This window comes from Nocardia vinacea NBRC 16497 (assembly GCF_000308835.1).
Taxonomy (GTDB): Bacteria; Actinomycetota; Actinomycetes; order Mycobacteriales; family Mycobacteriaceae; genus Nocardia; species Nocardia vinacea.
This window is the reverse complement of record NZ_BAGN01000044.1, coordinates 1-22,936: the sequence shown is the minus strand read 5'-3', so window position 1 is coordinate 22,936 and position 22,936 is coordinate 1. Positions and strand designations below refer to the sequence as shown.

Here is a 22,936-nt window from a genome sequence, read left to right as displayed (position 1 = left end):
GTCCCTCTACTGCTCTGTTACTTCGGACTCGAGATCGGCGGAACCACGAGCGCGCCGGAACGGAATCGACAGCGCCGCACCGAGTCCCAGCACGATCAGACAGCTGACCGAGCCGATGATCGCGATGCGTCGCGGCAGCGGATCGGGGCCCGCCGGATGTACCGGGGGCGCCATAACACGTGGCGTGTCGGCGCCGACACTCACCGGTTTATCCGGGAGTTGCGCGGTGAGCGCGGCCAGCGGATCGATCAGACCGTGGCCGACCCGATCGTCGTGGCCCGGACCGGGCGCTTGTGCGGTTCGGGTGATTCGATCGATGACCTGTCCGGCAGTGAGTTCCGGGAACCGGGACCGGACCAGTGCGGCGAGTCCGGCGACATAGGGTGCGGCGAAACTGGTGCCCTGGATGGTTCCGGTGCCCTCCTGGGTGATCGCGCCGTTGACCAGTCCGGTGCCGCCCGGCTTATTGTCGAGCGAGACGATATTGCGCCCGATGGCGGCGGCGCCGACCCACGGCCCGTGCAGCGACAGCGCCGAGGGTGAGCCGTTCGGATCGATGGAGGCCACGGTCAGGACGTAGGGCTGGAACCACGCGGGACTGGCGATGGTCTGCACGCTGTTCCAGCCGTCACCGTCGTTCTGCTTCTCGCATGCGCCGCCGTTCTCCACATTGCCCGCTGCAGCGATTACCACGACGTTGTGGTCGTAGGCGTACTTCACCGCGGCACCGAGCGGAACGTCGGCAGTGTCGGTTCCCGCTGCGCTGCAAGAGACTTCGGAAATATTGATAACCGTGGCACCCATATCGACGGCGCGCACCACCGAGGCGGCCAAGCCGAGCACACTGCCGTAACCGGAAGGCACCATGGCATCCCGCGGCTGATCGCCGCCCGCGCGATCCTTGCGCTCATAGTGCGTGCTCAACTGGCGGATGGTGAGGATCTCGGCATCGGGCGCGACACCGACGAAGGCATCGTCCGGGCTCGGGCGCGCGGCGATAATGCCGGCGACGAGCGTGCCGTGGCCGTCGCAGTCGACGGTGCCGTCGGAGTCCGAGACATAGTCGCCGCCGGCTTGCAGTGCCGGCAGTCGCGGATGCCGATTCACGCCGGTATCGATGACCGCAACCTTTTGTCCCGCACCGCGACTGAATTGCCAAGCCGCGGGCAGATCGAGCACACGCTGCGGCAGCGGCGGCTCCGCGAGCGGACCACCGATGAGCGACAGTTCGGCGCAGACGACCTTCTGCTCGGTCGGCTCCAAGGGTGCGGGCCGACCGCTGAGCACCTGCGCGGGCCCGAGTGCGCCCGGGTCGATAGTGGGTGGCGGGACCGCACCGGCCGGAGCAGACCAACCGAGCAGCGATGCACCGAGAACTGCTGCAGCACAGCAGATTCCGGTTCCACGCCGCCAGCCGGGCTCGCGCGCCCGAGCAGTCATATGTTCCTGGCCATCGAATACACTCCCATGATCCACAGCACCAGCGGGATCACCGCCACGATCAGCAGATATTCAGTGATCTCCATGGCTCGGCGGGTCACCGGCGTCACCTCGAGGTGCGGACCGATCACTCCGAACACCAGCACCCCCGCGGCGAAGGCCAGCAGCAGCACACCCGCGAGCAGCAGCAGATCCGAATCGCCGAGGGCCAATCCGGTGATCAGACCGATGCCGATGACGCAGCCGCCCGCGATCAGCGCACCGGCCTGCACCAGGTCGGCGAAGGAACGGCCGCGCAGACCGATGATCGCCGCTGCGATGATGGCAAGCGTAATCCCTTGCCAGCGTGCGGATCCCAGCGGATCGGCGGCGCCGAGCGCACCGACAACCGCGGCAATGGCGCAGGCGATGAGCATGCCGGTCTGGTATTGGTTGGCCGCCCTGGCCCGCTCGCCGAGTCCGGCGGCCGAGGGCAGTGCCGTCGCGCCGATCGCGCCGATGCCTTCGATGGTGGGGCGTGGTTCGTGATCGGCCGGATCGATCGCGCCACCCGCGGTCGGCACCGGCGGGATCGGCAGCCTGGCCAGCACCGCCGCCAGCCGCGGCACCGCGGAGATCAGTGTGATGGCCACCACCAGGATGGCGGCGGAAATTTTGGGTAGGTCGAAATCCCAGATCATTCGCACGAGTGCGGCGAATCCGCCGAACAGCGCGACGGTCACCGCGGACGCGGCGAGCGCGGCACCGGTCGCGGTGGCGCGATAGATCACAGCCGCGGCCACCAGGGTGACCGAACAGCCGAGCAGCAGATGCGGACTGCCGAGATCGCCTGGCACGAATAGTGCCGCGCCGCCGAAGAACAACAGCAGCGCACACAGTGACAACCAGGCAGCCGTCAATTGATCCGCGTACTTACGCGCCGCGATGCCCGCAGCAACTGCGGCGATGACAGCGACGCCGGTCGCGAGGAACGGCGCAGCCAGACCATCGCCGTGCGCACGCCCAGCGGCGAGCAGCAGCAGCGCGAGCAGCACCGCCGACACCGCGGCGACCAGACCGGTCCAACGGGCCGCAGTGGGCGACCAGCTGCGGAAATCGACACTGGTGAGCCGGGATACCGCATCGATGACATCGTCGAAGAGCGCGGGCGATTCCTTCGCGGTGACCGAGCGCAGCACCAGCAGTTCACCGTCGAACACCTCGGCCTCGGTGAGGCTGCGGCTCGGCGCGATGGCGTCACGGCCCAGCCGGGCCAGGGTCCAGTGTTCGGTATGCAGTGGGGTGCCGCCGTCGTCGCTCTCCACGACATCGGGATTGCGCGATTCGATCAGGGCGACGAGATCACCGATAAATGTGGCGATAGGCACGGTCGCCGGAAGCCCGACATCGAGCTGGGTATTTCCCCCGATGACGGATACGCGGCACAGTTCGGGTTCGGCGGCACGGGTGCCGCTGCTCAATGGTTCGGTCAATTGCGCACCGACCCCGGCTCTTTACGGAACGATCCAAACACTTGCGCCCGGTTTCCTACCTGTCGAACCAACTCTACGACTCGGATCCACTCTCGCACGAACGTTCCCCCGTCGCATGTGGTCGTCGCACACTTTGCAACCTATCAGTGGCAAAACATAATGTATCGGACGAGCCGAGCCGACGCGATCGCTAAGCTGGTCGGAAGATGTACGCGGACAATCGCGCAACAATAAAGATAGCTCCAACCAACACTTCGGGGTTTGCAGCAATGACCGGCAACCGCCAAGCACAACGGGCCTTCGACGCCGGAATCCTGTCGCTGGGCCTGACCATCGACGGGCAGGAATCGGCTCGCGATCTCGAGTACGCGAAACTGGCTTTTCAGCGTGCCACCGAGTGGGACCCGACGATGTGCGACGCCTGGCTGGGCCGGGCCGCGGCGGGTGAGGTCACCACCGAGGTGCTCTACAACCTCTACAAGAACAGTGGGACAACACTTTTCCGCGAGCAGCGCCGGTTGGGGCTGGCACCGCGCGCATTGGCCGGACGCTTCCTGGCCGGGCTGTACATCGACTACCCGCTGGCCGGCTACACCGAAATCTGGCTGGCCCAAGCGGCACAGCTGATTTCCGAGAAGGAGTACGACGAGGCCGAACAGGTGCTCGACGAACTCGCCACGCACCGCGCCTCGATGCTCTCGGATACCGATCGGGAGATCGACGACCGGATCTGCGCGTATATCCGTGGCGTACTGCACTTCAACACCCAGCGCTGGCCCGATGTGATGGCCGTGCTCGCCGGATCCGCCGAATGGGACGACCCGTATCTGGCGGCGGGCGCACATGTGATGGTCGGCTCGGCATGCGCCCAGCTCGGCCTGTTCGGCGAGGCCATCCGACGCATGGAACAGGCCGAAGCGGGCCCGATCCCGGCGGCCCGGACCACCGCCATGTTCTGCCGTGGCCTGTGCCTGCGCGAGACCGGTAAAGAGGCCGAGGCGCAGGCCCTTTTCGAGAAGGTGTATTCGCAGGCACCGGATTTCGCCGCCAATACCGCAGCCATGCGCGATCGCACCTACCGGCTCACGGTGACCACCAAGGAGTCGATCGACGCGCGCACCGACCGCTGGGATCCGGCGTCGGCGCCCTCGGTGGAGGCGATGCAGACCGCCGACGCCGAGGACCGTGCCAAGAAGATCCTGGCCGACGCGCGCGCCGAGTTGGATAAGCAGATCGGCCTCGAATCGGTGAAAACGCAGGTCGCGAAGTTGCAGGCAACCGCGCAGCTGGCCAAGATCCGGGCCGAGAAGGGTATGGCCAGCATGGCCCGCGGCAACCACCTGGCCTTCACCGGACCCCCCGGCACCGGTAAGACCACCATCGCCCGGGTGGTGGCCAAAATCTATTGCGGCGTGGGGCTTCTCAAGACCGATAAGGTCGTCGAGGCCAAACGCGTGGACTTCGTCAGCCAGAACCTCGGCGGCACCGCGATCAAGACCGACAAGCTGATCGATACCGCGATGGACGGTGTGCTGTTCATCGACGAGGCATACACGCTGATCCAGACCGGTCTGCAGGGCGGTGACGCGTTCGGCCGCGAGGCGGTGGATACGCTGCTGGCCAGGATGGAAAACGACCGCGACCGGCTGGTGGTCATCATCGCGGGATACGACGGCGAGATCGACCGGCTGCTCGCCGCGAACGACGGTCTGGCTTCACGTTTCGCCAAACGCCTGCAGTTCCCGTCCTACACTCCGACCGAACTCGGGCAGATCGGCAGCCTGATCGCCCGTTCCCGCGATTCCGAGTTGTCCGAGGGGGCAATGGAACTGCTGATCGAGGCGTGCGGGCGGCTGTATGAGACCGAGCGGGTCGATCAGAGCGGACAGCCACGTCGGGGCATCGACCTCGCGGGCAACGGTCGATTCGTGCGCAACATCATCGAATCCGCCGAGGAGGAACGCGAATTCCGACTGGCCAATGACGAATCGCTGGATCTGAGCGCGGTGGACGAGATGGTGCTCATGCGCATCGAAGCGCCAGATATGCAGGCCGCGCTCACCGGTGTACTGGCTTCGCTGGGCGTCTGAAAGTCTCAGTTTCCGACGGGCAAGATATCATGCTTGACCAGCGCGTCGTTCTTCGACAGCGTCGGACCGGGCACCAGCTGACCGATGATCGACCAGGGGGCCAGGCGCGGTTCGCTGCCGAGGCCGAGCACCTGGGCGGTGGCGATATCCGGGATGCCGTAGCGGATTCCGTTGTCCGCCACATAGAACAGGCCACCGCGCCGCAAACTGCCCGGCTCCGTTCCGGTTACCTGCACGAACTCCCCCGAAGCCGGTGGGATGTAGGCGGAATCGACCCGATCGCCGGTGCCGTCGGAGGTGGCCAAACTCACCGGTTCAGCCGAACCCGGCAGCGGCAGACGGTTGCCCGCGAGCAGGGTGATAGCGGCGCGGTCGGTGGGGCTTTCGGTCGCGTCGTTGCCTGGTTCGGGCCCCTTTGCCCAGCTCAGGCAGGTGACCGGAGCATCCTCGGCGGAGACGATCTTCGGAGTGGTCGCCGGGAAGTGGTCGAGGGAAAGCTGGTGTAGTACCGGCATATTGGTCAGCACGTCCGGCGGTTCCGCCTTGATCTCGCGCATGCCCTGGGAATTCGCGGTGCGGATGACCTGCGCGGCGAAATCGGTGACCGGCTGCACACCGTCGGCGAGCACCACATACAGCTGGGACTGATCGGTGCGCCCGGTGCCGCCGACCACGATGACCCCGCCGATCGGCACATCGGAAAGCTTTGCCGGACCGGGCTGTCCGGCCTTCGGAATATCCGGCACGGCCAGCGGCGGCACCGCGATGGCGGCATCCAGCAGCCCGGTGCCGACCGGCCGCGGCTTGTGCCCGGTCAGGTTCAGCGCACGAGCCAGCACCGAGTTGCCGGGATCGACTTCCGCGCGCTTGCCGTCGTAGATCAGATAGGTCTTATCGGCCCGCCGCACCAGCAGCGCATCCGATGGCCCCAGGGTCCGAATGCGTTCGTCCAGTTGGGGTTTGCCCGCGAAAACCGCGGTTTCCACGCCGGTCGCCGCGGCCGCGCTGCCGGTGATCGAGAGCTGCACCGTTTCGCACAGCGACCAGTCCGAACGACCGCCCTGCGTCGAACCGGGCAGGGCCGCGGGCGCACCCGGGATGCCGAGCATCGGACCGCGCGGCATCGACGAAAGCTTCGAATCCTTCACCGATTTGGGCGATTCGTTGCTGCCGCTGATCAGCCGGGCGGAGGCCAGGTTGAGCACCGGATGCAGGCGTTTGTCGTCCTTCTTGTCCTCGGATTCGGCCACCACCACATACAGCGCACCGCTGTCCTTGCCGATCACGATATTCGCGTCGCCGATCGCGCCCTGTGGCCGCAGGAAGGCCAGGATGGCCGCGCCGGCCACCACCAGCAGGCCGAGGGTGGCGCCGACGAGCATCGAACGCAGCTGAGATCGCATGGGGTCGTGCAGCATCCGCACATCGCGTCGAACCAGCGCGTGATCGAGTCGGCGCAGCAGAAAACGGTAGCCGTTGACCTGGGCCTTGGTGGTCAGCTGAGCCGGCACATGGTCTCCATCGAACTACGGGAACGAACAGGATAATTACAGTATCGTTCGGTGCCGCGGTGTCAATCCAGCGACAATTGGGCAAACTATTCTCGTCGTAGCGAGTGCTTGCAGGTCGCTCGAAAGGGCCGTAGCGACTGCTTGCAGGTCGCTCGAAAAGGGCCGTAGCGACTGCTTGCAGGTCGCTCGAAAAGGGCCGTAGCGACTGCTTGCAGGTCGCTCGAAAAGGTCAGCCCCGAACATGGGTGTGGCGCGGTACTGTTATCGCAATACTGGTCTGATTATCGGGGACGGGGCTGTGAACAAACGCGATACCGACTCCGGAGCGAACGCGCGTGAATTAACCGGAAACGAAAACTCCGTGAACGCGACGAACACAACGTTACGTGATCCGGAATTCTGGCTGCTGCGTCAAATGCCTTTGCGACTCATGATTCCGCTCGCGCTGATTGCCGCGATCGCGGCCTGGATCGCAACGGCGCTGCAGGCGCCGACGGTCGCCGTCATCGCGGTCGCCGCGGTCGTGCTCATTGTCGGCGCGGTACCGGTGCGTCGGCGCGAGCCACGCAATATCGTGGGCATGCTGGCGCGCACGATCGCCTTTCGCTGGCGGCGGACCCGGCCCGGCCCCGCCGATGCCGGCCAGGCGGCCTTCGATGTGCCGCTGCCCGAGGGCGGCAGTTACGGCGTGCGCTGGGACGGCAATCTGCTGCTCACCATGCTGCGCATCGATCCGCCGCCGGATGCGCTGACGCTGTTGCGGCGCGGTTCGCTGTCCACCGACCAGGTGCTTCCGCTCACCGAAATCGGCCGCTGCCTCAGTCAATTCGATATCAACCTGGCCTCGATCGATGTGATCAGCACCGGCGCCCGGACCGCAGGCGGCGGACCGGTGGCCCAGCTCTACGACCGCATCCTCGGCCCACTGCCCGCCATCGCGCATCGCACGGTCTGGCTGGTGCTGCGGCTGGATCCGCTCGCCAATGCCGAGGCCGTGGACAACCGTGGCGGGGGCGGTGCGGGGGCGCTGCGAACCGCGATCATCGCGACCCGCCGGGTGGCCAATCGACTCGCCGGTCGTGACATCTCGGTGTCGGTGCTCACCGCGGGCGAGATGAACAGCGCGGCGCGCCAACTCACCCGCGGTATCGCACTGGACGGATTCATCGAAACCCCGAAATCGCTGGTGCACCAAGGCCTGTACCTCACCAGTTACGAGATCGGCCCGGAGTTGATCGGGTCGCGCGGCTTCGCCGATATCTGGGCCACCCCGAGCCTGACCACGACGGTCACCGTGCGACTGCGACCCGGTGCGCAGCGGCCCGGCGACGGACGCGAACCCGGTTCCCCGCCGATCACGCTGGGCGCGCTGGTCCGCTTCGACACCGCGGCCGAACCGGTCGAGCCGCCGGTGCCCGGCCTGCGCACCCTGCCGGGTCAGCAATTCCGCGCACTGCTGGATTGCCTGCCCGCCCGCACTGCTCGTCGCGACGGCGACAACGCCGGTGACTACCGCGGTCCGCTCGCCGCGCTCGACGGCATCGTCGTGCCGACCGCCGGTTGCGGTCAGCTGATCGGCGCCGACAATGCCGGCCAGGGCATCGCGGTGCCGCTGATCGGTGACGGCACCAGACATCTCGAGGTGATCGGCCGATTGGATCTGGCACAGCAGGTGATCCTGCGGGCCATCGCCCTCGGCGCGCACACCATCGTGCACACCGACCGGCCCGAGGCCTGGCAGTCCATGGTCGCGAATATCGGTGCGCCGCATTCGCTCTCGCTGGCACCTCGATTCGCCGGTGCGGGGCATCACGTCGCCGCACCGCAGCCCGGCGGGCCCATTCCCACCGCGACCGTGGTGGTCTTCGACGGGATCGCCCCAACCGCGCTGACCGGTGGCGCGACCATCGTGCATGTCCGCGCGCCTGAGCAGCCCGATGCGCAGTTCGATGCCGATATCGTTCTGGTGCAGGATATTTCGGCTCCCAACCTGATCACGGTGCGAACCTCGACCGCCAGCGCGACGGTCAATATGGTCACCACCCCGGACGAGATGTGGTACATCGGCGAATCCCTCGCCGCGGCACGGTAATCGAACGAATACGGCCGGTCCGCAAGCGTGACGCTCCGGACCGGCCGTGTAATACGGGTGTTTTCAGGCCCCGAAGCCGTCACCGATCTTGCCGTCGGTGCCGAGCGCACGGTGCAGCGAGTTCTCCACCGCCGCGGCGACATTGTTGAGCGAGGTGAGCGTGTCACCGTACTCGGAGTGCCAGGCGTCGTAGACCTGCTTGAAGCTGGCGTGGGCCACGTTGCCCTCCCACGCCACCTCGAGCACGCCACCCGCGTCCTCCATGTCGCTGCCGAATTTGATCAGATCGCCGTGCAGGGTGACCAGATCGTTGTACAGAGCCATCATCGGGCCCTTGGCATATGCCATAGTCATGGTGATTACCTCCGAATCGAAAACTGAATAGTGTGTCGGCCCAGGCGATTACAGGCTGATGTGCTCGAAACCTTCGCGGTTTTCCTGCTCCATCTGGATGTACTGCTGGGTACCGTGACCGACCTGCTCGGTAATGGCGTTGAGCTTCTTGTGCAGTTCCTGGGAGTGCTGGGCCCAGTTGGTCGAGGCCGCGACGAACGCCCCCTTCGCATCGCCTTCCCAGTGGGTCGCCGCGGCGACCTCGTCATCGATCTTCTTCAGCGTGCGCTGCATGTTGTCGACCGCGGCGGCCATGAACTCCTCGGCCTTCTTCGCGGTCGCCTCGTCTACGTGTACACCTTCACCACTCATCGTGGACACCCTCTCGTGTAGTGATTCCAATGCCCGGAAACGATGTCGGGCGACATCGCCGGAAGGTTTACTGCGGAAGCCACCTTCCCCCGGGCAATGATTCGATCAGTGCCGAAATCGCTTGTGCGATACGGTGATCGGTGCCCGGTGTCACCGTGGACCAGACCTGCTGATCCGCAGCAATCCCGGGCGCGGCCACAATGCGACCGCGTCCGGTGTCATAGACCGCGACCGCACCGGGCGGCCGGGTGGTCCTACCGTCGAGATGGGCGTAGGCCACGATCTCGGCGAAGGCATGGCAGGAGGCGAACGCCAGCCCGTAAGCAGTGGCGTCACGATCGGCGACGCCCAGTGCGTAGACGGCGTCCGCGTAATCCTCGGAGGTCTGTGCCGCAGTGTTGTTTCGAGCGACCTGCAAGCATTCGCCAGCGGTGAGCCGCTCGCTCAATTCGCTCGACGGCGCGCTGAAATTGACCACCTCCGCCGGTGTTCCGGCTCCGAGCGCCGCGAGCAGCGGGCGCACCAACGCCTCGCCCGACCCGTCCGCCCAGACGGTCCGCACGTCGAAGGTGTCGCCGGTGCGCACCGCGATGGCATGCTGTTCGCCGCGGCGGGCCAGGCAGATCCGGGTCACGGCCGGCGTTCCGTCGGGCCCGGTCGCGTAGATGCGGGCGACCAACTCGCGATCGGGTTGAGCCAGTGTGCACATGGCATCGGCCAGTTCGGAGTCGATATCGCCCTCGGCGTCGAGCACGCCCGCGCCGACCAGTTCGGTCACCGCGCGTTGCTGCGCCTCGGTCCACGCGTCGAACGAATCCTGTTGCGGTCCAACGGAAAGCACGAGCGGCAAGGTCTGGACACCGAGTCGCTCGGCCACCGCGAGCAGGCCGTCATTGGTCATGGTCGTCATTCGGCACCTCCCGATGCCGTCCGACCGGTGGCCGCAGGTGCTTCCGGAGCGCCGAGTACCGCCGGGGCGGCGGCGATACCGAGATCGGCACCGATGGCGTCGCCGGTCACCGCCGCCGCGCGCGGGGCGTACTCCTCTTCCTCCGCACCGGCGCCTGCCGCCATCGCGCCGGGAACCATCGGCAGCGCACTCGAACTCGCCGTTGCGGTCGGAACCGGTTGTGGCGTAGTCAGTTCCACCGGCGCCGGAGCTTCGGTGAAGACCGGTGCCCGATACGGCTGCAGCTTCGCGGGCATCGGGATCGCACCGATTCCGCCCGCCATGAACATGCCCGGCGTAATCGCGGGCAGCGCGGGCATGGCCGATGTCGCGGCCGCCACCGGCGCACTCGCCTCCTCGGCCGCCAGCGCCGCGGATGAGGCGATCACGGGCGGCTCCTGCTGAATCCACGGTGTCGCGAGCGGTTCGGTCGCCGCCTCATAGGTCTGCATCACCCGCGCGGCCGCCGCCTTCGCCATATCGGCGTCGGTATCGGCCTGGGCGGCCACCGCCTCGAGCGGTGCGCCGAGCGCCCCGCCGATCGATTCGAGCATCCGCTGCACCGTCTGGATGGCCTGGATCTCGGCGGTATGCGGCATGGTCAGCCGTGCCAATTCATGAGCGGCGGCTTGGGTTTCGGCGCGCACCGCATTATTGCCCGCGGCGGTCGCGGCATCGGCGAGCCAATCGCGCAACCGCGAAATCCGGTCCAGCACCGGGCCGCTCGTGGTGGATTGCCACGCACCGCGTATGGACGCGACGATCAGTTCGTATTCGGCGACCGCCGTGCCGAATCCGGCGGCCAGCCGGGTCCACGCCGCACCGGCCTCGGCCATCGGTACCGCGCCGGGACCGGTGGACAGTTCACGCGCCAGCCGATCCGGCTCGCGGGCGCCCCAGACCACACCGGTGAAACCGGGCTGCGGTGGTTCGATCATGGTGGCTCCGTGTCGTATTCGCTGTGGTGTCAGGCCGCGCCGGCGACGCCGAAGTCGGCGATACTGTCGTTCTCGGCGCGTCCGAACTGTGCTGTCTGTGCGCGCAGGGTCGCGGCCAGCTTGCGCAATTCCACGATTCCGGCGGTCGCGCTCTGACCGTAGGAGGCCGCGACATCGTTCATCGTCTGCGCCGCGCGCCCCGAAACCTCGTCGACCCCGGCCGGCGGCACCGTCAACGCGGGCAAGCCCTCGCGCAGTTCCGCTTCCAGTCGGGCCGCGAGTCCGTCGAGCCGGGTGGCCGCATCCCGGGCCGCTGCCGGATCGAACATCACTCCATCGAAATCCGCACCGCCGCTTGCCATCGCAACCTCCTGAATCAACGACCCCTTAGAGGGTGAGTTCTTTATCGGGTGGTGGCTCCGAGATCTGTTCGGCCGCGCCGACCACCGGCAGCGAGACCCCCTCGATCGGTCCGACGACCTCTTCGCCGTGTTCGGCATTGACCAGGAAACCGGGCATATCGCTGCCCGCATCCCCCGCTCCGCGCGCACCTGCCGCGCCATAGGGCATCATGCCCGGGCTGCCCGGCGCACCGGTGGTGCCACGCACCCCGGCAGCGGGTTCCGCTGCCGCGGAACCGGTTCCGGTGGCATTGAAGCCGGGCATACCGCTGAGTCCGGCGGTGCGCGGTCCGCTCCACGGGCTCAGTGGTGTCGATATCGGGGCCGCGCCGATACCGCCCACACCGGCACCGCCGCCGCCTGCGCCTGCGCCACCACCCGACGCGCCGTGCTCGGTCTCGTCCTTCTCCGTAGCTTCGCGCTGTTCCCTCGCGATGGCGTCGGCCTGCAGTTTCTGAGCCTGCGTCGCGTTCTGCGTCGCCACCTGGGTGAGCGTTTGCGCGCCGGTCTGCGCCATGGTCATCAGCGGGGTGAGCAGCTGCATTACCTGCTGCATCGAATCGACGCCCTTGGGGGCATCGGTGACCTTGACCTTCTTGCCCACGGCGGTCATATTCGCCGAATGCGCGGTCATTTCGACCCGAGTCTTGGTCACCACCGCGATGCCCTCGGTGATCGCCTCCACCGTCGCCGCCGCGATAAACGCTTGTCCGCCACCGGTTGCCAGCCACGGCGTCGCCGCGGCCACGGTGGCCATGTACTTGGCGATGACCGACGCCATCAGCGCACCGCCGGTCGCCACCGAGGTCGCGCCACCGGCGAGCGACGCCTTCTCCTGCGCGCTCTGGGTGGCGAGTTCCGCGCCGTTCTCCGCGGCCTGGCCTGACTTGTTCGCGGCCTGCATCGCGGCCAAGCCCTGCCACAGCGACATCACGGTCTGCAGCGCCTGGGTGCCGAGTTGGATCGCGGTCTGCGCGGCCTGCGCGGTATCGGAGAGCACCTTGGTCGGGTCGGGTCCGCCGCCTGCGGGCGCGCCGAGATTTCCGGTGCCGAAACCGCTCGCCATATCGGTGAGCGGCCTGGCCAGTGCGGCCAGATCGATGACCGGCAGCGGCGGCAGTTCGGGCAGCGGTGGCAGCCCGGAGATTTCGGGCAGGGGACCGAGGCCCATATCCTTCAGGATGTCGTTGACCGGTCGATCGATCAGCGGCGCAAGGGCACTGCCGCGCAGCAGATCCACGATCGACGGGTCGAGCGGCACAGTCATTGCTAGACGCCGGCAGCGCCGAATTCGGTGCCGGATGCCGCCTCGGCCGCCTCATAGGCAGCGGCGCCCTGATGCGCGGTCAGCGCGGTACCCGCGTGCACACCGGCCAATTCGAACATCGAACTCACGTGATTGGACTGCGCGTAGGCGAACGCCAGCAGAAAATCCTGGCCGATCAAGCCGAATACCGGCGCGGCCGCCGCCACGGTTGCCACCTGGTCGAACGCACCGGCCGTCGCGACACCGGTGGCCATGGCCACCGCCGCGTCCCCATACGCACGAATCGCATCAGGCGTTGCTACGAGTTCGCTCATCGTGATCCCCCATCCCGTAATGGAACTGACGACTCTTCATAGAACCCATCGATCAAACCGCAAAGCCTGAAAGCAAAACTTAAGGTTCTTGACAAAAGTTCTACGGGGACAGCGTGAACGTCGGGTGTCTACTCGGCGACTTCCTCGTTGAAGGCAGTGACCAATTCGCTACGTCGCTCGAATGCCTGCCGCACCGCGGCAGCCGCGGTCGCTACCAGCGTCGACTCGAATTCCGCCGGTGTCATCCGCGAAACAGCCTGGGAGAATTGCAGATCCAGCAATGTTCCGTTGCCGTCGACCGCCACGGTGATCGAACCGTCCTGCGCCGTCTCCCGACCGCGCACTCCGGCCATATCGTCGGTCAGATCCCGGATCCGATACAGCCGTCGCTGCACGCCGGCCATCAGTTCGTCCATGGTCTCGTACACGATGAAAACTCCTCTCGGACAACGGGAGCTACACCTGACGCAACCAGCTGTCCGGCTCGGTCTCGTACTCCTGCTCTTCAGCTAATTCCTGGCGCGCAACATCTTCGGCGGTCGGCAATCCGCTCAGCGCCAACATCTCCACGGGCACTCCCGCCGCCGCCAACTCCGCCCTACGCGCCATCCCGGCCCGATTGGCCGCCTGCCTGCACAGCCGCAACACCTCGGCCGCCAATGCTTGCGGATCGCGCTTCAACTCGGCCGGTTCGACCGAAATGCCGAGTGGCAGGCCCTGTTCCGTGGTGCGCACCGAGATCGCGCCGCTGCGCGAGGTCGCGGTCCACTCGGGAATACCCGGTTGTGTTCCGTCCATGGCGGCCACCTTTCAGACTCGCTCGTCCTTGATCGCACGGACTACCTCGACGACTCGCGTATTGATCATCGCGGCGAGGTGTTTCGCATCGGTGGCACGCGCCACCGGAGGATTCTGGTCGTCGATCGCATAGCGGCCGTCGTCGCGAATATCGCGCCACCGCAGCCGATGTCGAGTAATCCCGCGCGGGCCGAAACGCGACCGCCCCTGGATCACATCGATCGTTCCGGAACAGGATGTGGGCAGTGCCAAGAATTCCGCGGAGCGATCGGCGATCGTATCGTCGAAAGAATCGTGCACCACCGATCGGCCGAGCGAGTAATCGAGTCCGTCGCCCTCGACCTGGGTGGACAGCACCACGGTGGCGCGGCGTCCCGGCTCGACCTCCGGCAGCGCTCGCACGATCGCACCCGCGAGATCGACGGCATCGCATTCGGTAATCGTGAAACCACCGGAATGCCAGTATGTTTCGCCGGAAAGCTCGGAGATGACATAGCCGCGCTCACCCCGGCGGACACCGTGCAGCCGAACCGGCACGTCCGGGTTCCACGGTTCCGCCGGGTCGTAGCCTTCCGCGACGATGCGCAGATCCGGGAAGGCCAGCACGTCCAGCACATCGTCGAACGACCGATCTCCGGAGTGCCGCAGCCGCGCCAGCGCATCCTGTTGTTCCCGGACATAATCCTCGTTCACCCAGGTGCGACAGGTGTACACGAATGGCTCCGGCAGGTAGTCCTGCTTCAATGCCTCCCACTGGACGATGAATTCAAGATCGGTGAACTTCCAGGTGCGATTCATTGCTCGACAACGGGTTTGACGACGACCGGCGCGTCGCCGAGCGCCTCTTCGATGTGCTCGACCGAATCCAGATACGCGGCCCGCTTATGTTCCTTGTTCTGACCACCGGCACCGTGGCCCGCCGGACCCATACCACCGGGCGAACCCGGCTGGCCGGTGCTCGCGATGCCCGCGCGGCTCGCCGTCGCGGCCCCGGCCATCTCGGCGGCCGCCGCCCGCGGGAACAACTTCGAATTCTGCAGGCTATTGGGTGAAAGATTCGCTCCGGCACCGCTACCTGCACCGCCGCCTGCGCCACCGCCCTTACCTGCTCCGCTACTGCCGCCTGCCTTGAGCGCGTCCTTGCCCAGCGCCGACAGTGCGGAAGGCAGACCGGCGAGGCCTGCCGACTGCATATCCTTGGCCGCCGCGGCCTGCGCTTGCTGCGCCGCCGCCTGTGCGGCCTGGTCCATTGCCTGCTTCACGCCATCCAAGCCCTGCTGCGCGGACTGACTGGCTTGTTGGGCGGCTTGCTGCGCGGCCTGTTCGGCAGCCTGTTGCTGTGTAGCCCGCTGCTGCGCGGCCTCGCGCTGCGCGGCCTCGCGCTCGGCCTGCTGACGCTGCTGTTCGGCCTGCTGGCGTTGCTCGGCCGCGGTCTTCTCGGCCTGCTGGGTCGCCTTGCGCTGATCGGCGAGCGCCTGCTGAGCAGCCTGCGATTGGGCGGCCGAGGTCCCACCTTTTCCGCTGCCGGTTCCGCCGGTGCCGCCACCGGGTCCGGTCTGCTGGGTCCGAGTGGGCGTCGGCGTCGGCGCGGTCGGCTGCACCACCGGGCTCACCGGCTGAACCATGAGCGGAATCGCATTGCTGGATGCCGCGAGTCCGGGTACGTACCAGTCGTTGAAGATCCGCTTGGCCTTCTCGACTTCATCACGCGCGTACTGGGTCCCGACCGTATCCGGCGGAATATTGGGGGTATTCGCCTGCACCGCCCATAGCCAGCCCGAGGTGTTCAGCAGGTTGCTGGCGACCATGCGCATGCCATCGACCATGTTCTGCACACCGGACACATAGGCCTGAACCGCGCCGCCCGCCTTCACGGCGGCGTCGCTGTTCCAGTCATCCGAGGTCTGCATCGCAGTCATCTGGTTGCCCAGATTCGCGGCCGGCCCCGTCACATGCTCGGCCATATCGCTCCAGATGCCGGAGGCGTCGGAGGTGTGCCCCATCCCGTTGATCAACGATTGGTGCCAGGAGTAGGCGGTCGGGTAATCCAGGACACTCGCCGGCTCCGGACGAACCGGTTCGGTATCGCGTCCGTCCTTCTCGTTGGCATATTGCTTCAGGTCGGCCGGTGGTCCGCCGTATTTATCGGTTCGGCCGGTCTTCCCGCCCCAATCCGGGATCTTGGTGGTGCCGTCGGCGGGCAGACTCCAACTGCCGTGGCGTTCGGCGGAGCGGGCATTCCTGAGCCGATCGAATCCGGAGGTATTGGCCTCCTCAGCGGCGGTGTACAGCTTGCCCGCGGTGATGAACTGCTGTGCCAGGTCCTCGAGAATGGTCTTATGGCTCTTGGCCCGATCGTTCAAGTCGCGGCCCGCACGCTGGAACTTGCCCTGTAACGCAATGCCGGAGGGGAGATTCCCGAATCCATCGACCTTCTCGACGAAGTGTGTCCAACCCTCGATGGTGTCGAAGACGTCGTACAGGTCGATGGCGTACTTGGCCAGGGTTTGCAGACTCTTCTGCTTGACCGTCAGATTCTGTGAATCCTTGCCGATATCGTCCCCGGAGAGCTGCCACGGATTGGGCTTGTCATCTGTCGGCGCCATTGGTCAACTCCTGTCCTGCTCGGTGCTGCCTCGACGCGCGGTGTGCGCCCCCTCGCGTCCCTCATCCGCGCACATACGACACCGATCATCCCATGAGCTGCGTGAACGGTCGGTGACCTCATCGTGAATCATGCTGGTGCTCATGGGTTGTTCACAGATGGGCGCGAAACGATGTATCAGTAGCTCTGCAGTGTCTCGATTTGGGCGTTGGCCCGGAAGCCCTCACACCTCCCGAGCCTCATCCGACCTCGGGCTATAGCACAATTCGATCATCGCATGGACGTTTGCCGTCCAAGTGGTGAACTCCCATCGCATGGACTCGATTCGACCGCGGCGCGAGCAACTCGGCCGCCGACAGCTGACGGGTCGCGGCTTCGAGATCGCCGTCGCGACCGAAGGCGTCCACCAACAGCTCTCGGGTGACCTCCCCGCGCTCTGCGGCGGTCAGCAAGCGCGCCACCGCGGTTCGTGTTCGGGTGCCCGGATCCCCCGACAGTAACCGGGCCACCGTCTCGATCACGGTGTGCGACTGCCAGATTTGCGGCATTGCCACACCACACTGCTGCACCGAGGGCGACTCCCCACAATACCACCGCTGACCGTCCCACCAGAAGCAGAACGAGAGCAACCCGACGGCCGCACGCGGACTCAGCACCGAGTTCGTCACCCAATCCGGCGCTCCCGCATAGAGATTCGGCAGATCGACGCCGCCGTTATAAGCCGCGTTCAATGCCGGTGCGTCCCATACTCCGCCCGAGAGCACGGCTCGGCCGCCCGGCACGGCGTACAGCGTGGAGCCGCTGCTACCGTTCCCGCCGCTTTCGAACCAGCCGTTCGACGGCACGACCCGGGGGCCGCGGTCGGACGAAACGGCAACGTGTGCCGCCGAAATCATCGCCCATCGTGCCCACAACTGCGGAAACGACGGAAATTCCGGATCCACCGGCCGCGCGGTCACCCCGTGCGCCCGGCCGACGAGGGCGGCGGCCACGGCGCGGCGCGGGCGGCGACACTGCCGGTCACGGTGATTCATGTAGGCCGCCAACCACACCGGCAGTCGCGGCCGCGGATACGCCGCCACATCGGCGCGATACGCCTCCGGGCGAAAGAGTTGATCGGCGGGGAACGGCTCGTCGCCGTAGTCGTAATCGACCTCGATGTCACCGTATACGTTGGCCCGCAACAACAGTCGCCACCACGGCTCGGTGCCGGATGCGGCGATCTCGGCACGATACTGCCGCACCAGCGCGACCACCGACTCCGGCACTTCCAGGCGTACCGGCCGATGCGCACCGGTGAACTCGACGCGCGCCGACTCGACGGTCACGGTCAATGCGAATACCGCGTTGAGACGCTGCCAACCGAGTGGGCCGAGTTCCCCCAACTCGCTCGCGATGCGCGAGACCAATGTGTCGGCGTACCGGCCGGCGGAGTCGGCGACTGCGGTACTCGGGCCGCCGATCCGTCCGTCGCCCGTCGCTCGACCACCACCCCCCACGGAATCGCTACGCGATGCTTGATTCACTGCTCTCGTTCCTGTTCCAACACAGCCGATTCACCGATCGCGCGCTGTTGTTTCGAGCTCTGGGCACGCAGTCGCCACCGATGTCTTTTTCGATAGTGGCACGCGGATCGGCACCCGTATCGCGTTACCGATGGCGACTAGCTAAAGAGACTGTTAAGAATTCGATCCCACCTCCGACCTGGGCATCTGCCGATTTTTCGAAACGTGAATTTCATTCGGACTTTTTTCCTGAGGGGCTGAGCGGACCCCTGGCAAAGTGTTGTGACTGCACTCGCAGTCGCCTTTTACGTCGGTAAGTGCGGCGCCAGAAGGAGATTCACAATGACTACGACACAAATGACGGGCGAGCGCGGGGTCGTCGCCATACCGCGCATATCTCCCAAGCCGTCCGCGGCGTGGATCAATTTCATTGCGCTGTTTGCATTCGTGGTGCTGCAGGCGCAGTCCGACCGCATCGGCCGACGCACGCAATGCTCATCTTCGGCATTGCCGGCACTCTCGGCGATCGAGGCGCAGGCCGATGCCGAGGTGGCCGTGCGCCTCGGGCATGGCTATCCGCAAACGGCTGCGCGTCGAACCTTCGCTTTGCGAGGATCGGCGCGTGCGGCTTGTGCTGGTGGAAGACGATGACGGAGTCGGGGAAGCGCTGCAGGCCGCGCTCGCCGCTCGCGGCTATCTCGTCGACCGCAAGCGGCGCGGCGCAGACCTACTACGTACCCACCGCGACTACGACGCGGTGATCCTCGATCTCGGACTACCGGATATGGACGGGTTGGAGGTGTTGCGGCGGCTGCGTGCAGTCAGCTCGGTACCCGTACTGATCCTCACCGCACGGGCCGGTGAGCGCACCGTGGTGCTCGCGCTGCGCTCCGGCGCGGACGACTACCTGGTGAAACCGCCGCGCATCGCGGAGCTGGTCGCGCGGCTGGAGACGGTCACCCGTCGCGTCGTGATCCACACCTCGCCCGTGGAAGCGGTTGTCTCCCAGGATGTTCGGGTCGATCTGATAGCCCGGCAGGTCCAGGTGGCCGGGGTGCCGATCATGCTGACCCACAAGGAGTTCCAGCTGGTTCGGATCCTGGCGGAGCGACCCGATACCGCCGTCAGCAGGCAAGAGCTGATGGACCGCATCTGGGGCGACTCATCGGCCTCGGTATCGCGGGCACTTGATGTGCATATGGCCGGATTGCGCGCGAAACTCGACCGGCCCGGCTTGATCACCACCATCCGCGGCTTCGGCTATCGCTGGCGCACCGACGGATCCTAGGTCTGCACTGAACCGTGCCGCTGCTGGAAGCGCTGCTCGAACTCCGCGACATAGACCGACGGTGCCACCGATGACGAAGATTGTTCCAGCACACCGTCATCGGCGACATAGAAGATCGCGCGCCCGATCGAGATCTCACCGGGTTCGGTCGGCACGTACACCATCCAGCCGACGCTGATCCGGTCTGCGCGCAGATTTTCCAGCGGATAGCCGGTCGTGTCCACGTTCTGATCCAGGATGAACTGGCGGACCTGGGCGATCGCGGCATCACGCGAGATCGGCTCCGGCAAGGTGATCGTCACACCGGCCAGCGTGAGCTGATAGAGGGCGCTGTCGATATCGAAGGTGCCGTCGTCGCCGAAGACCTCGACGAGCGTATCCCGGGTTACCACACCGATTTCCGCCGCCGACACCAGATTCGCCACCGCCGCGCGCTGCCCATCGCTCGGCTGCTCCGCGACCAACCCCGCGACCACGCCGGCCACCGTATCGGAGGTCCAGATGCCGGGCACCGCTTCGCTGAGCCGGTCCGCGGTCGGCGACTCGCCGCGGTACCACCGACCGCCGTCCCACCAATAGCAGAACGACAACAACCCGCTGGCCGCACGCGGATTCAGCACCGGATTGGCAACCCACTCCGGGGCGCCGGCATACAGTGCGGGCATCGGCGTCGCGCCGTTGTAGACGGCATCGAGTTCGGGCGAATTCCACACGCCACCGGACAGCACCGCGCGACCACCCGGCAGGGCATACAGGGTCGACCCGCTGCGTTTCGAACCTTCGAACCAGCCGAGCGCGGGCAAAACCCTTGGCCCCCACTGTGATCCGGCGGCCACGAAAGCAGCCGCGATGATCGCCCAGCGGGCCGACATCACCGGGAAGGCCGGAAAGTCCCGCTCGGATAGCACCGGGCGCACACCGGTCTCCCGGTCCGCCCTGGCCTGCGCGGCCGCTGCGGCCGCCGGGCGCGATTGCCGGTCACCGTGGCCGACATAGGCCGCGAGCCAAACCGGCAATCGATCGCGCGGATACGCCTGCAAATCCGCGAGATAGACCTCGGGAAGGAATAGGTGATCGTCCGGGAAGGGCTCGTCACCATAGTCGTAATCGACCTCGATCTCGCCGGTGTTCGCCAACTCGATCAACAGCCGCCACCAGGGGCCATCGCTCAATTGGGCCGAAAGATGCCGCTGTTCGCGGACCAGTTCGACCACCTCATCGGCAGGCTGGACCCGCGCCTCGCGCTGCTCGTCATCGACGAAGGTCACCAACCCGATTTCGGTGCTCGTGGTCATCGCGAAGACGGCCTCCAGGCGCCGCCAGCCCGGTGGCCCACCGGCGGCGAGTGCGCGGGCGATCCGGCGCATGAGCTGTCTGGCTTGCTCGGCGACGTCTACCGGTTCGTCGAGAGCGAAGCCGATGTCGGGGGCGTCTTCGTCTTCTTGCTCGTCCTCGGCGGGGTTGGCGTCAGCGAGGTTGGCGTCGGCGGGATTGGCGTCGGCCGCCTCGAAGGCCTTCATGAACTCGGCCATGAACTCCGCGTCGCCATCCGGTACCGCCGCGCGCTGCTCGTGATTCGGGGTCGGCTCTTTATTCGACTTGTCGCCGGGTGCTTCGCCATCAGGTGTGGTCACGTTGCCGCAATCTCCCTCATCTGTGCACCACGCATGGGAACGCACGCACAGTGCCCGAGCCTATTACCGTTCCTATCCTGGCACAGCGCCGAGATACGCGATTCACGAAAGCCCACCGCTTAACCGTCCCTGAAGCAAGAGCTCCATCCCACTCACTATTGGCCGTGCACCATTACTTCCCGTCGGGGTGGCCGACGGTGGACAGCGCGGTGGTCCAATCGGCGACGATGGCGTCCTGGGCGTCGGTCAGTGCCACCTTGCCCGAGCACACCAGCGAATGCAGCTGGTTCTCGACGGTGTCCTTCGGGTTGTTGGGTCCGGAACCGGGCTTGTGGTCGGGGGAAGGCGGCTCCACCCACAGGTTGCGCGGATCGTTGGGGTCGCCGCCGAGTTCCAGCGAGACCAGATGGTCGTATTCGGCATCGTGCAGAGGGCCGCTGTAGCCGTAAGACTTGGCGTTGGCGTCCTTTTCCCGGTTGGTGATGTTGGCCGGCGGGCGGATCGAGGAGGTGTAGCCGCTGGCGCAAATGGTGCTACCCAAGGTATCGGCGGTGACCTTGGGGTTGGTCGCGCCCGGGGTGCACCCCGGATCCGGTAGCGGCTGCCCGCTGGCGGACTTGCCGAAATGGCAGCTGCCCTCGGCCGGTTGCGGCTGTACCGTATAGGTCCCCGACGGGCCCGGACCGACCGGCACCCGCGCGGCCTCGTGCGCGGCGGGCGGATGCGGCACGGCCTGGGAGATGGGTTTCGAATTCTGGTGTGCGCAACCAGCTGTCAACAGCGGCACGAACACCAATGACACCAGCAGGAGCTTGCGTGTATTCATGACTTCCTTCGGCATACCTTCATCGGTACCCAATTGTGCGGTACCCCAGGCGAATTAGCTGGCCGACCTGCACGGATACCTGATCGAGCATTGGCACCCACCAGCCACTACAGCGGCGATTGCGCCGGACCTGGTCCCAGATGCGCGAGCAGTTCCCGAAACTTTCGCGGTTGTGGGATGCGGTGCGCCATGGGTCAGCGGGTGAAGATTTGGGTGCGGCGGGTGGGGGTGGCGCAGACGTCGTGGATCAGGCGGCCCAGGTCGAGTTCGGGTGGGAGCGAGCGGTACAGGAGCTGGCAGACCACGGTGCCGGAGGCGGTGACGGCGAAGCGGGTTCGGCGGTTCTCTACGGGTTCCCATTCGATTGCGACGAGGGGGGTGTCGAGGTTGATGGTGTTGTCGCCGACGCGTAGGGCGAGGCCGGAAGGGTCGCGGTAGAAGACGACCGGTGTGTCACCGAGATCGCCGTATACGCCGAGTTGCGGGCCGATTCCGCCGCCGACAGCTTGGAGTGCACCGGTTTCCGGGTCGAAGTGTGCGGGCACTCCGAAGCCGGAGAAGGGTTGGACGAAAAGGGTTGCGCTGTTGCCGTTCTGGGATGGGCGGTTGCGATGGCCGTTGGAACCTTGGCGGTTTCGAGTGGGTGACGGTGGTGCGCCGATGGGCGGGGGTGTCATCGGCGGTAGACTTGTTTGAGTAGTCGGGTCTTGTTGCGGTGCAACGGGATTGATCGGTTGGTGGGATGCGTCGGGCCAGCCGGGAGACAGTGGGGCACCGGAGTGGTGCTGGTCGTATGGCTCCGAAGGCACGGGCGTACCCGGGCGGTTCGGAGGTTCCGACGGGTGGCCTGATGACGGCGGGTGTACCCGGTCGTGCGGGGGTGTCGTCGGGTCGTGGGGTGGGAACGTTGGGGGTTGCGGGGGTTCCGGCGTGGTCGGGGGGAACGGGGGCGCCGGCGTCAGCGGTGGTGCCGGAGGTACCGCTGTCGTCGGAGGTACTGGTGTCGTCGGAGGTACTGGTGTCGTCGGAGGTACTGGTGTCGTCGGAGGTACCGGTGTCGTCGGCGTGGTCGGTGGCACCGGGGGTTCCGGCGGCATCGGT

General features: G+C 66.3%; 22 protein-coding genes. 4 read left to right on the top strand and 18 right to left on the bottom strand.

What is annotated here, in order from left to right; all coding sequences use genetic code 11:
• Positions 1-6: 6 nt before the first annotated feature.
• Positions 7-1,440: a type VII secretion-associated serine protease mycosin gene (gene mycP, locus ON44_RS05140; RefSeq protein ID WP_051181551.1), complete on the bottom strand. Its 1,434-nt coding sequence runs from the start codon at positions 1,438-1,440 to the stop codon at positions 7-9.
• A complete protein-coding gene (gene eccD, locus ON44_RS05135; protein ID WP_040686640.1) occupies positions 1,437-2,912 on the bottom strand; it encodes a type VII secretion integral membrane protein EccD in 1,476 nt (491 codons plus the stop codon). The genes mycP and eccD overlap by 4 nt, the downstream gene beginning before the upstream one ends.
• A gap of 269 nt (positions 2,913-3,181) precedes the next feature.
• On the opposite strand from eccD, the gene eccA reads away from it, so the two are divergent.
• Positions 3,182-5,002 carry a type VII secretion AAA-ATPase EccA gene (gene eccA / locus ON44_RS05130; RefSeq protein ID WP_040686639.1) on the top strand — a complete coding sequence of 607 codons (1,821 nt, stop codon included), beginning with the start codon at positions 3,182-3,184 and terminating at the stop codon, positions 5,000-5,002.
• Positions 5,003-5,007: 5 nt separating this feature from the next.
• On the opposite strand, the gene eccB is transcribed toward eccA, so the two are convergent.
• On the bottom strand, positions 5,008-6,513 hold the full coding sequence (gene eccB / locus ON44_RS05125; protein WP_040686638.1) for a type VII secretion protein EccB: 1,506 nt from the start codon (positions 6,511-6,513) through the stop codon (positions 5,008-5,010).
• Between the two features lie 361 nt (positions 6,514-6,874).
• Here eccB and eccE point away from each other — a divergent pair, with 361 nt between their 5' ends.
• Entirely contained in the window at positions 6,875-8,605 is a 1,731-nt protein-coding gene (eccE, locus tag ON44_RS05120) for a type VII secretion protein EccE (protein WP_245567014.1), read from the top strand.
• A gap of 63 nt (positions 8,606-8,668) precedes the next feature.
• On the opposite strand, the gene ON44_RS05115 is transcribed toward eccE, so the two are convergent.
• The 12 genes from ON44_RS05115 to ON44_RS46510 form a co-directional block, all read right to left on the bottom strand.
• Positions 8,669-8,959, bottom strand: coding sequence for a hypothetical protein (locus ON44_RS05115; protein ID WP_157187057.1), 291 nt, complete (start codon positions 8,957-8,959; stop codon positions 8,669-8,671).
• Positions 8,960-9,007: 48 nt separating this feature from the next.
• Positions 9,008-9,310 carry a WXG100 family type VII secretion target gene (locus ON44_RS05110; RefSeq protein ID WP_157187056.1) on the bottom strand — a complete coding sequence of 101 codons (303 nt, stop codon included), beginning with the start codon at positions 9,308-9,310 and terminating at the stop codon, positions 9,008-9,010.
• 67 nt (positions 9,311-9,377) lie between these two features.
• On the bottom strand, positions 9,378-10,220 hold the full coding sequence (locus tag ON44_RS05105) for an ESX secretion-associated protein EspG (RefSeq protein WP_040686635.1): 843 nt from the start codon (positions 10,218-10,220) through the stop codon (positions 9,378-9,380).
• Positions 10,217-11,197, bottom strand: coding sequence for a PPE domain-containing protein (locus ON44_RS05100; RefSeq protein ID WP_040686634.1), 981 nt, complete (start codon positions 11,195-11,197; stop codon positions 10,217-10,219). The genes ON44_RS05105 and ON44_RS05100 overlap by 4 nt, the downstream gene beginning before the upstream one ends.
• A gap of 29 nt (positions 11,198-11,226) precedes the next feature.
• Positions 11,227-11,559, bottom strand: coding sequence for a PE family protein (locus ON44_RS05095; protein ID WP_040686633.1), 333 nt, complete (start codon positions 11,557-11,559; stop codon positions 11,227-11,229).
• A gap of 25 nt (positions 11,560-11,584) precedes the next feature.
• Positions 11,585-12,865: a hypothetical protein gene (locus tag ON44_RS05090; RefSeq protein ID WP_040686632.1), complete on the bottom strand. Its 1,281-nt coding sequence runs from the start codon at positions 12,863-12,865 to the stop codon at positions 11,585-11,587.
• 2 nt (positions 12,866-12,867) lie between these two features.
• Complete coding sequence (locus tag ON44_RS05085) at positions 12,868-13,179, bottom strand: type VII secretion target (RefSeq protein ID WP_040686631.1); 312 nt, start codon at positions 13,177-13,179, stop codon at positions 12,868-12,870.
• A 128-nt stretch (positions 13,180-13,307) separates the two neighbouring features.
• Positions 13,308-13,607 (bottom strand): YbaB/EbfC family nucleoid-associated protein, encoded by a 300-nt coding sequence (locus ON44_RS05080; RefSeq protein ID WP_040686630.1) that lies wholly within the window; start codon positions 13,605-13,607, stop codon positions 13,308-13,310.
• Positions 13,608-13,635: 28 nt separating this feature from the next.
• A complete protein-coding gene (locus ON44_RS05075) occupies positions 13,636-13,977 on the bottom strand; it encodes a hypothetical protein (protein ID WP_051181550.1) in 342 nt (113 codons plus the stop codon).
• Positions 13,978-13,989: 12 nt separating this feature from the next.
• Positions 13,990-14,775 carry an ESX secretion-associated protein EspG gene (locus tag ON44_RS05070; protein ID WP_040686629.1) on the bottom strand — a complete coding sequence of 262 codons (786 nt, stop codon included), beginning with the start codon at positions 14,773-14,775 and terminating at the stop codon, positions 13,990-13,992.
• Positions 14,772-16,583 (bottom strand): hypothetical protein, encoded by a 1,812-nt coding sequence (locus tag ON44_RS05065; protein ID WP_040686628.1) that lies wholly within the window; start codon positions 16,581-16,583, stop codon positions 14,772-14,774. The genes ON44_RS05070 and ON44_RS05065 overlap by 4 nt, the downstream gene beginning before the upstream one ends.
• 253 nt (positions 16,584-16,836) lie before the next feature.
• Positions 16,837-18,108 (bottom strand): hypothetical protein, encoded by a 1,272-nt coding sequence (locus ON44_RS46510; protein ID WP_051181548.1) that lies wholly within the window; start codon positions 18,106-18,108, stop codon positions 16,837-16,839.
• Positions 18,109-18,444: 336 nt separating this feature from the next.
• Here ON44_RS46510 and ON44_RS49955 point away from each other — a divergent pair, with 336 nt between their 5' ends.
• Together ON44_RS49955 and ON44_RS05055 are read left to right on the top strand one after the other, a co-directional pair.
• Complete coding sequence (locus tag ON44_RS49955) at positions 18,445-18,738, top strand: hypothetical protein (RefSeq protein ID WP_157187055.1); 294 nt, start codon at positions 18,445-18,447, stop codon at positions 18,736-18,738.
• The gene (locus ON44_RS05055) at positions 18,710-19,375 is read left to right on the top strand and encodes a response regulator transcription factor (RefSeq protein ID WP_040686649.1); all 666 of its coding nucleotides are present in this window, start codon (positions 18,710-18,712) and stop codon (positions 19,373-19,375) included. The genes ON44_RS49955 and ON44_RS05055 overlap by 29 nt, the downstream gene beginning before the upstream one ends.
• Here the strand turns inward: ON44_RS05055 and ON44_RS05050 are convergent.
• From ON44_RS05050 to ON44_RS05040, 3 genes are all read right to left on the bottom strand, one after another.
• Positions 19,372-21,009, bottom strand: a complete 1,638-nt coding sequence (locus ON44_RS05050) for a hypothetical protein (RefSeq protein WP_306306463.1) — start codon at positions 21,007-21,009, stop codon at positions 19,372-19,374. The two genes, ON44_RS05055 and ON44_RS05050, sit on opposite strands and share 4 nt — an antisense overlap.
• Positions 21,010-21,181: 172 nt before the next feature.
• Positions 21,182-21,835, bottom strand: a complete 654-nt coding sequence (locus ON44_RS05045; protein ID WP_040686647.1) for a hypothetical protein — start codon at positions 21,833-21,835, stop codon at positions 21,182-21,184.
• Positions 21,836-22,029: 194 nt separating this feature from the next.
• Complete coding sequence (locus ON44_RS05040; RefSeq protein ID WP_157187054.1) at positions 22,030-22,512, bottom strand: hypothetical protein; 483 nt, start codon at positions 22,510-22,512, stop codon at positions 22,030-22,032.
• Positions 22,513-22,936 lie beyond the last annotated feature (424 nt).

Excerpts from the sequence above, each read along its gene's own strand:
- ON44_RS05105 (WP_040686635.1), bottom strand. The coding sequence starts at position 10,220 with ATGACGACCATGACCAATGACGGCCTGCTCGCGGTGGCCGAGCGACTC.
- eccA (WP_040686639.1), top strand. The coding sequence starts at position 3,182 with ATGACCGGCAACCGCCAAGCACAACGGGCCTTCGACGCCGGAATCCTG.
- ON44_RS05095 (WP_040686633.1), bottom strand. The coding sequence starts at position 11,559 with ATGGCAAGCGGCGGTGCGGATTTCGATGGAGTGATGTTCGATCCGGCA.
- ON44_RS05045 (WP_040686647.1), bottom strand. The coding sequence starts at position 21,835 with ATGAATACACGCAAGCTCCTGCTGGTGTCATTGGTGTTCGTGCCGCTG.
- mycP (WP_051181551.1), bottom strand. The coding sequence starts at position 1,440 with ATGACTGCTCGGGCGCGCGAGCCCGGCTGGCGGCGTGGAACCGGAATC.
- ON44_RS05075 (WP_051181550.1), bottom strand. The coding sequence starts at position 13,977 with ATGGACGGAACACAACCGGGTATTCCCGAGTGGACCGCGACCTCGCGC.
- ON44_RS05065 (WP_040686628.1), bottom strand. The coding sequence starts at position 16,583 with ATGGCGCCGACAGATGACAAGCCCAATCCGTGGCAGCTCTCCGGGGAC.
- ON44_RS49955 (WP_157187055.1), top strand. The coding sequence starts at position 18,445 with ATGACGGGCGAGCGCGGGGTCGTCGCCATACCGCGCATATCTCCCAAG.
- ON44_RS05100 (WP_040686634.1), bottom strand. The coding sequence starts at position 11,197 with ATGATCGAACCACCGCAGCCCGGTTTCACCGGTGTGGTCTGGGGCGCC.
- ON44_RS05115 (WP_157187057.1), bottom strand. The coding sequence starts at position 8,959 with ATGACTATGGCATATGCCAAGGGCCCGATGATGGCTCTGTACAACGAT.
- ON44_RS05090 (WP_040686632.1), bottom strand. The coding sequence starts at position 12,865 with ATGACTGTGCCGCTCGACCCGTCGATCGTGGATCTGCTGCGCGGCAGT.
- ON44_RS05070 (WP_040686629.1), bottom strand. The coding sequence starts at position 14,775 with ATGAATCGCACCTGGAAGTTCACCGATCTTGAATTCATCGTCCAGTGG.
- ON44_RS05040 (WP_157187054.1), bottom strand. The coding sequence starts at position 22,512 with ATGACACCCCCGCCCATCGGCGCACCACCGTCACCCACTCGAAACCGC.
- ON44_RS05110 (WP_157187056.1), bottom strand. The coding sequence starts at position 9,310 with ATGAGTGGTGAAGGTGTACACGTAGACGAGGCGACCGCGAAGAAGGCC.
- ON44_RS05085 (WP_040686631.1), bottom strand. The coding sequence starts at position 13,179 with ATGAGCGAACTCGTAGCAACGCCTGATGCGATTCGTGCGTATGGGGAC.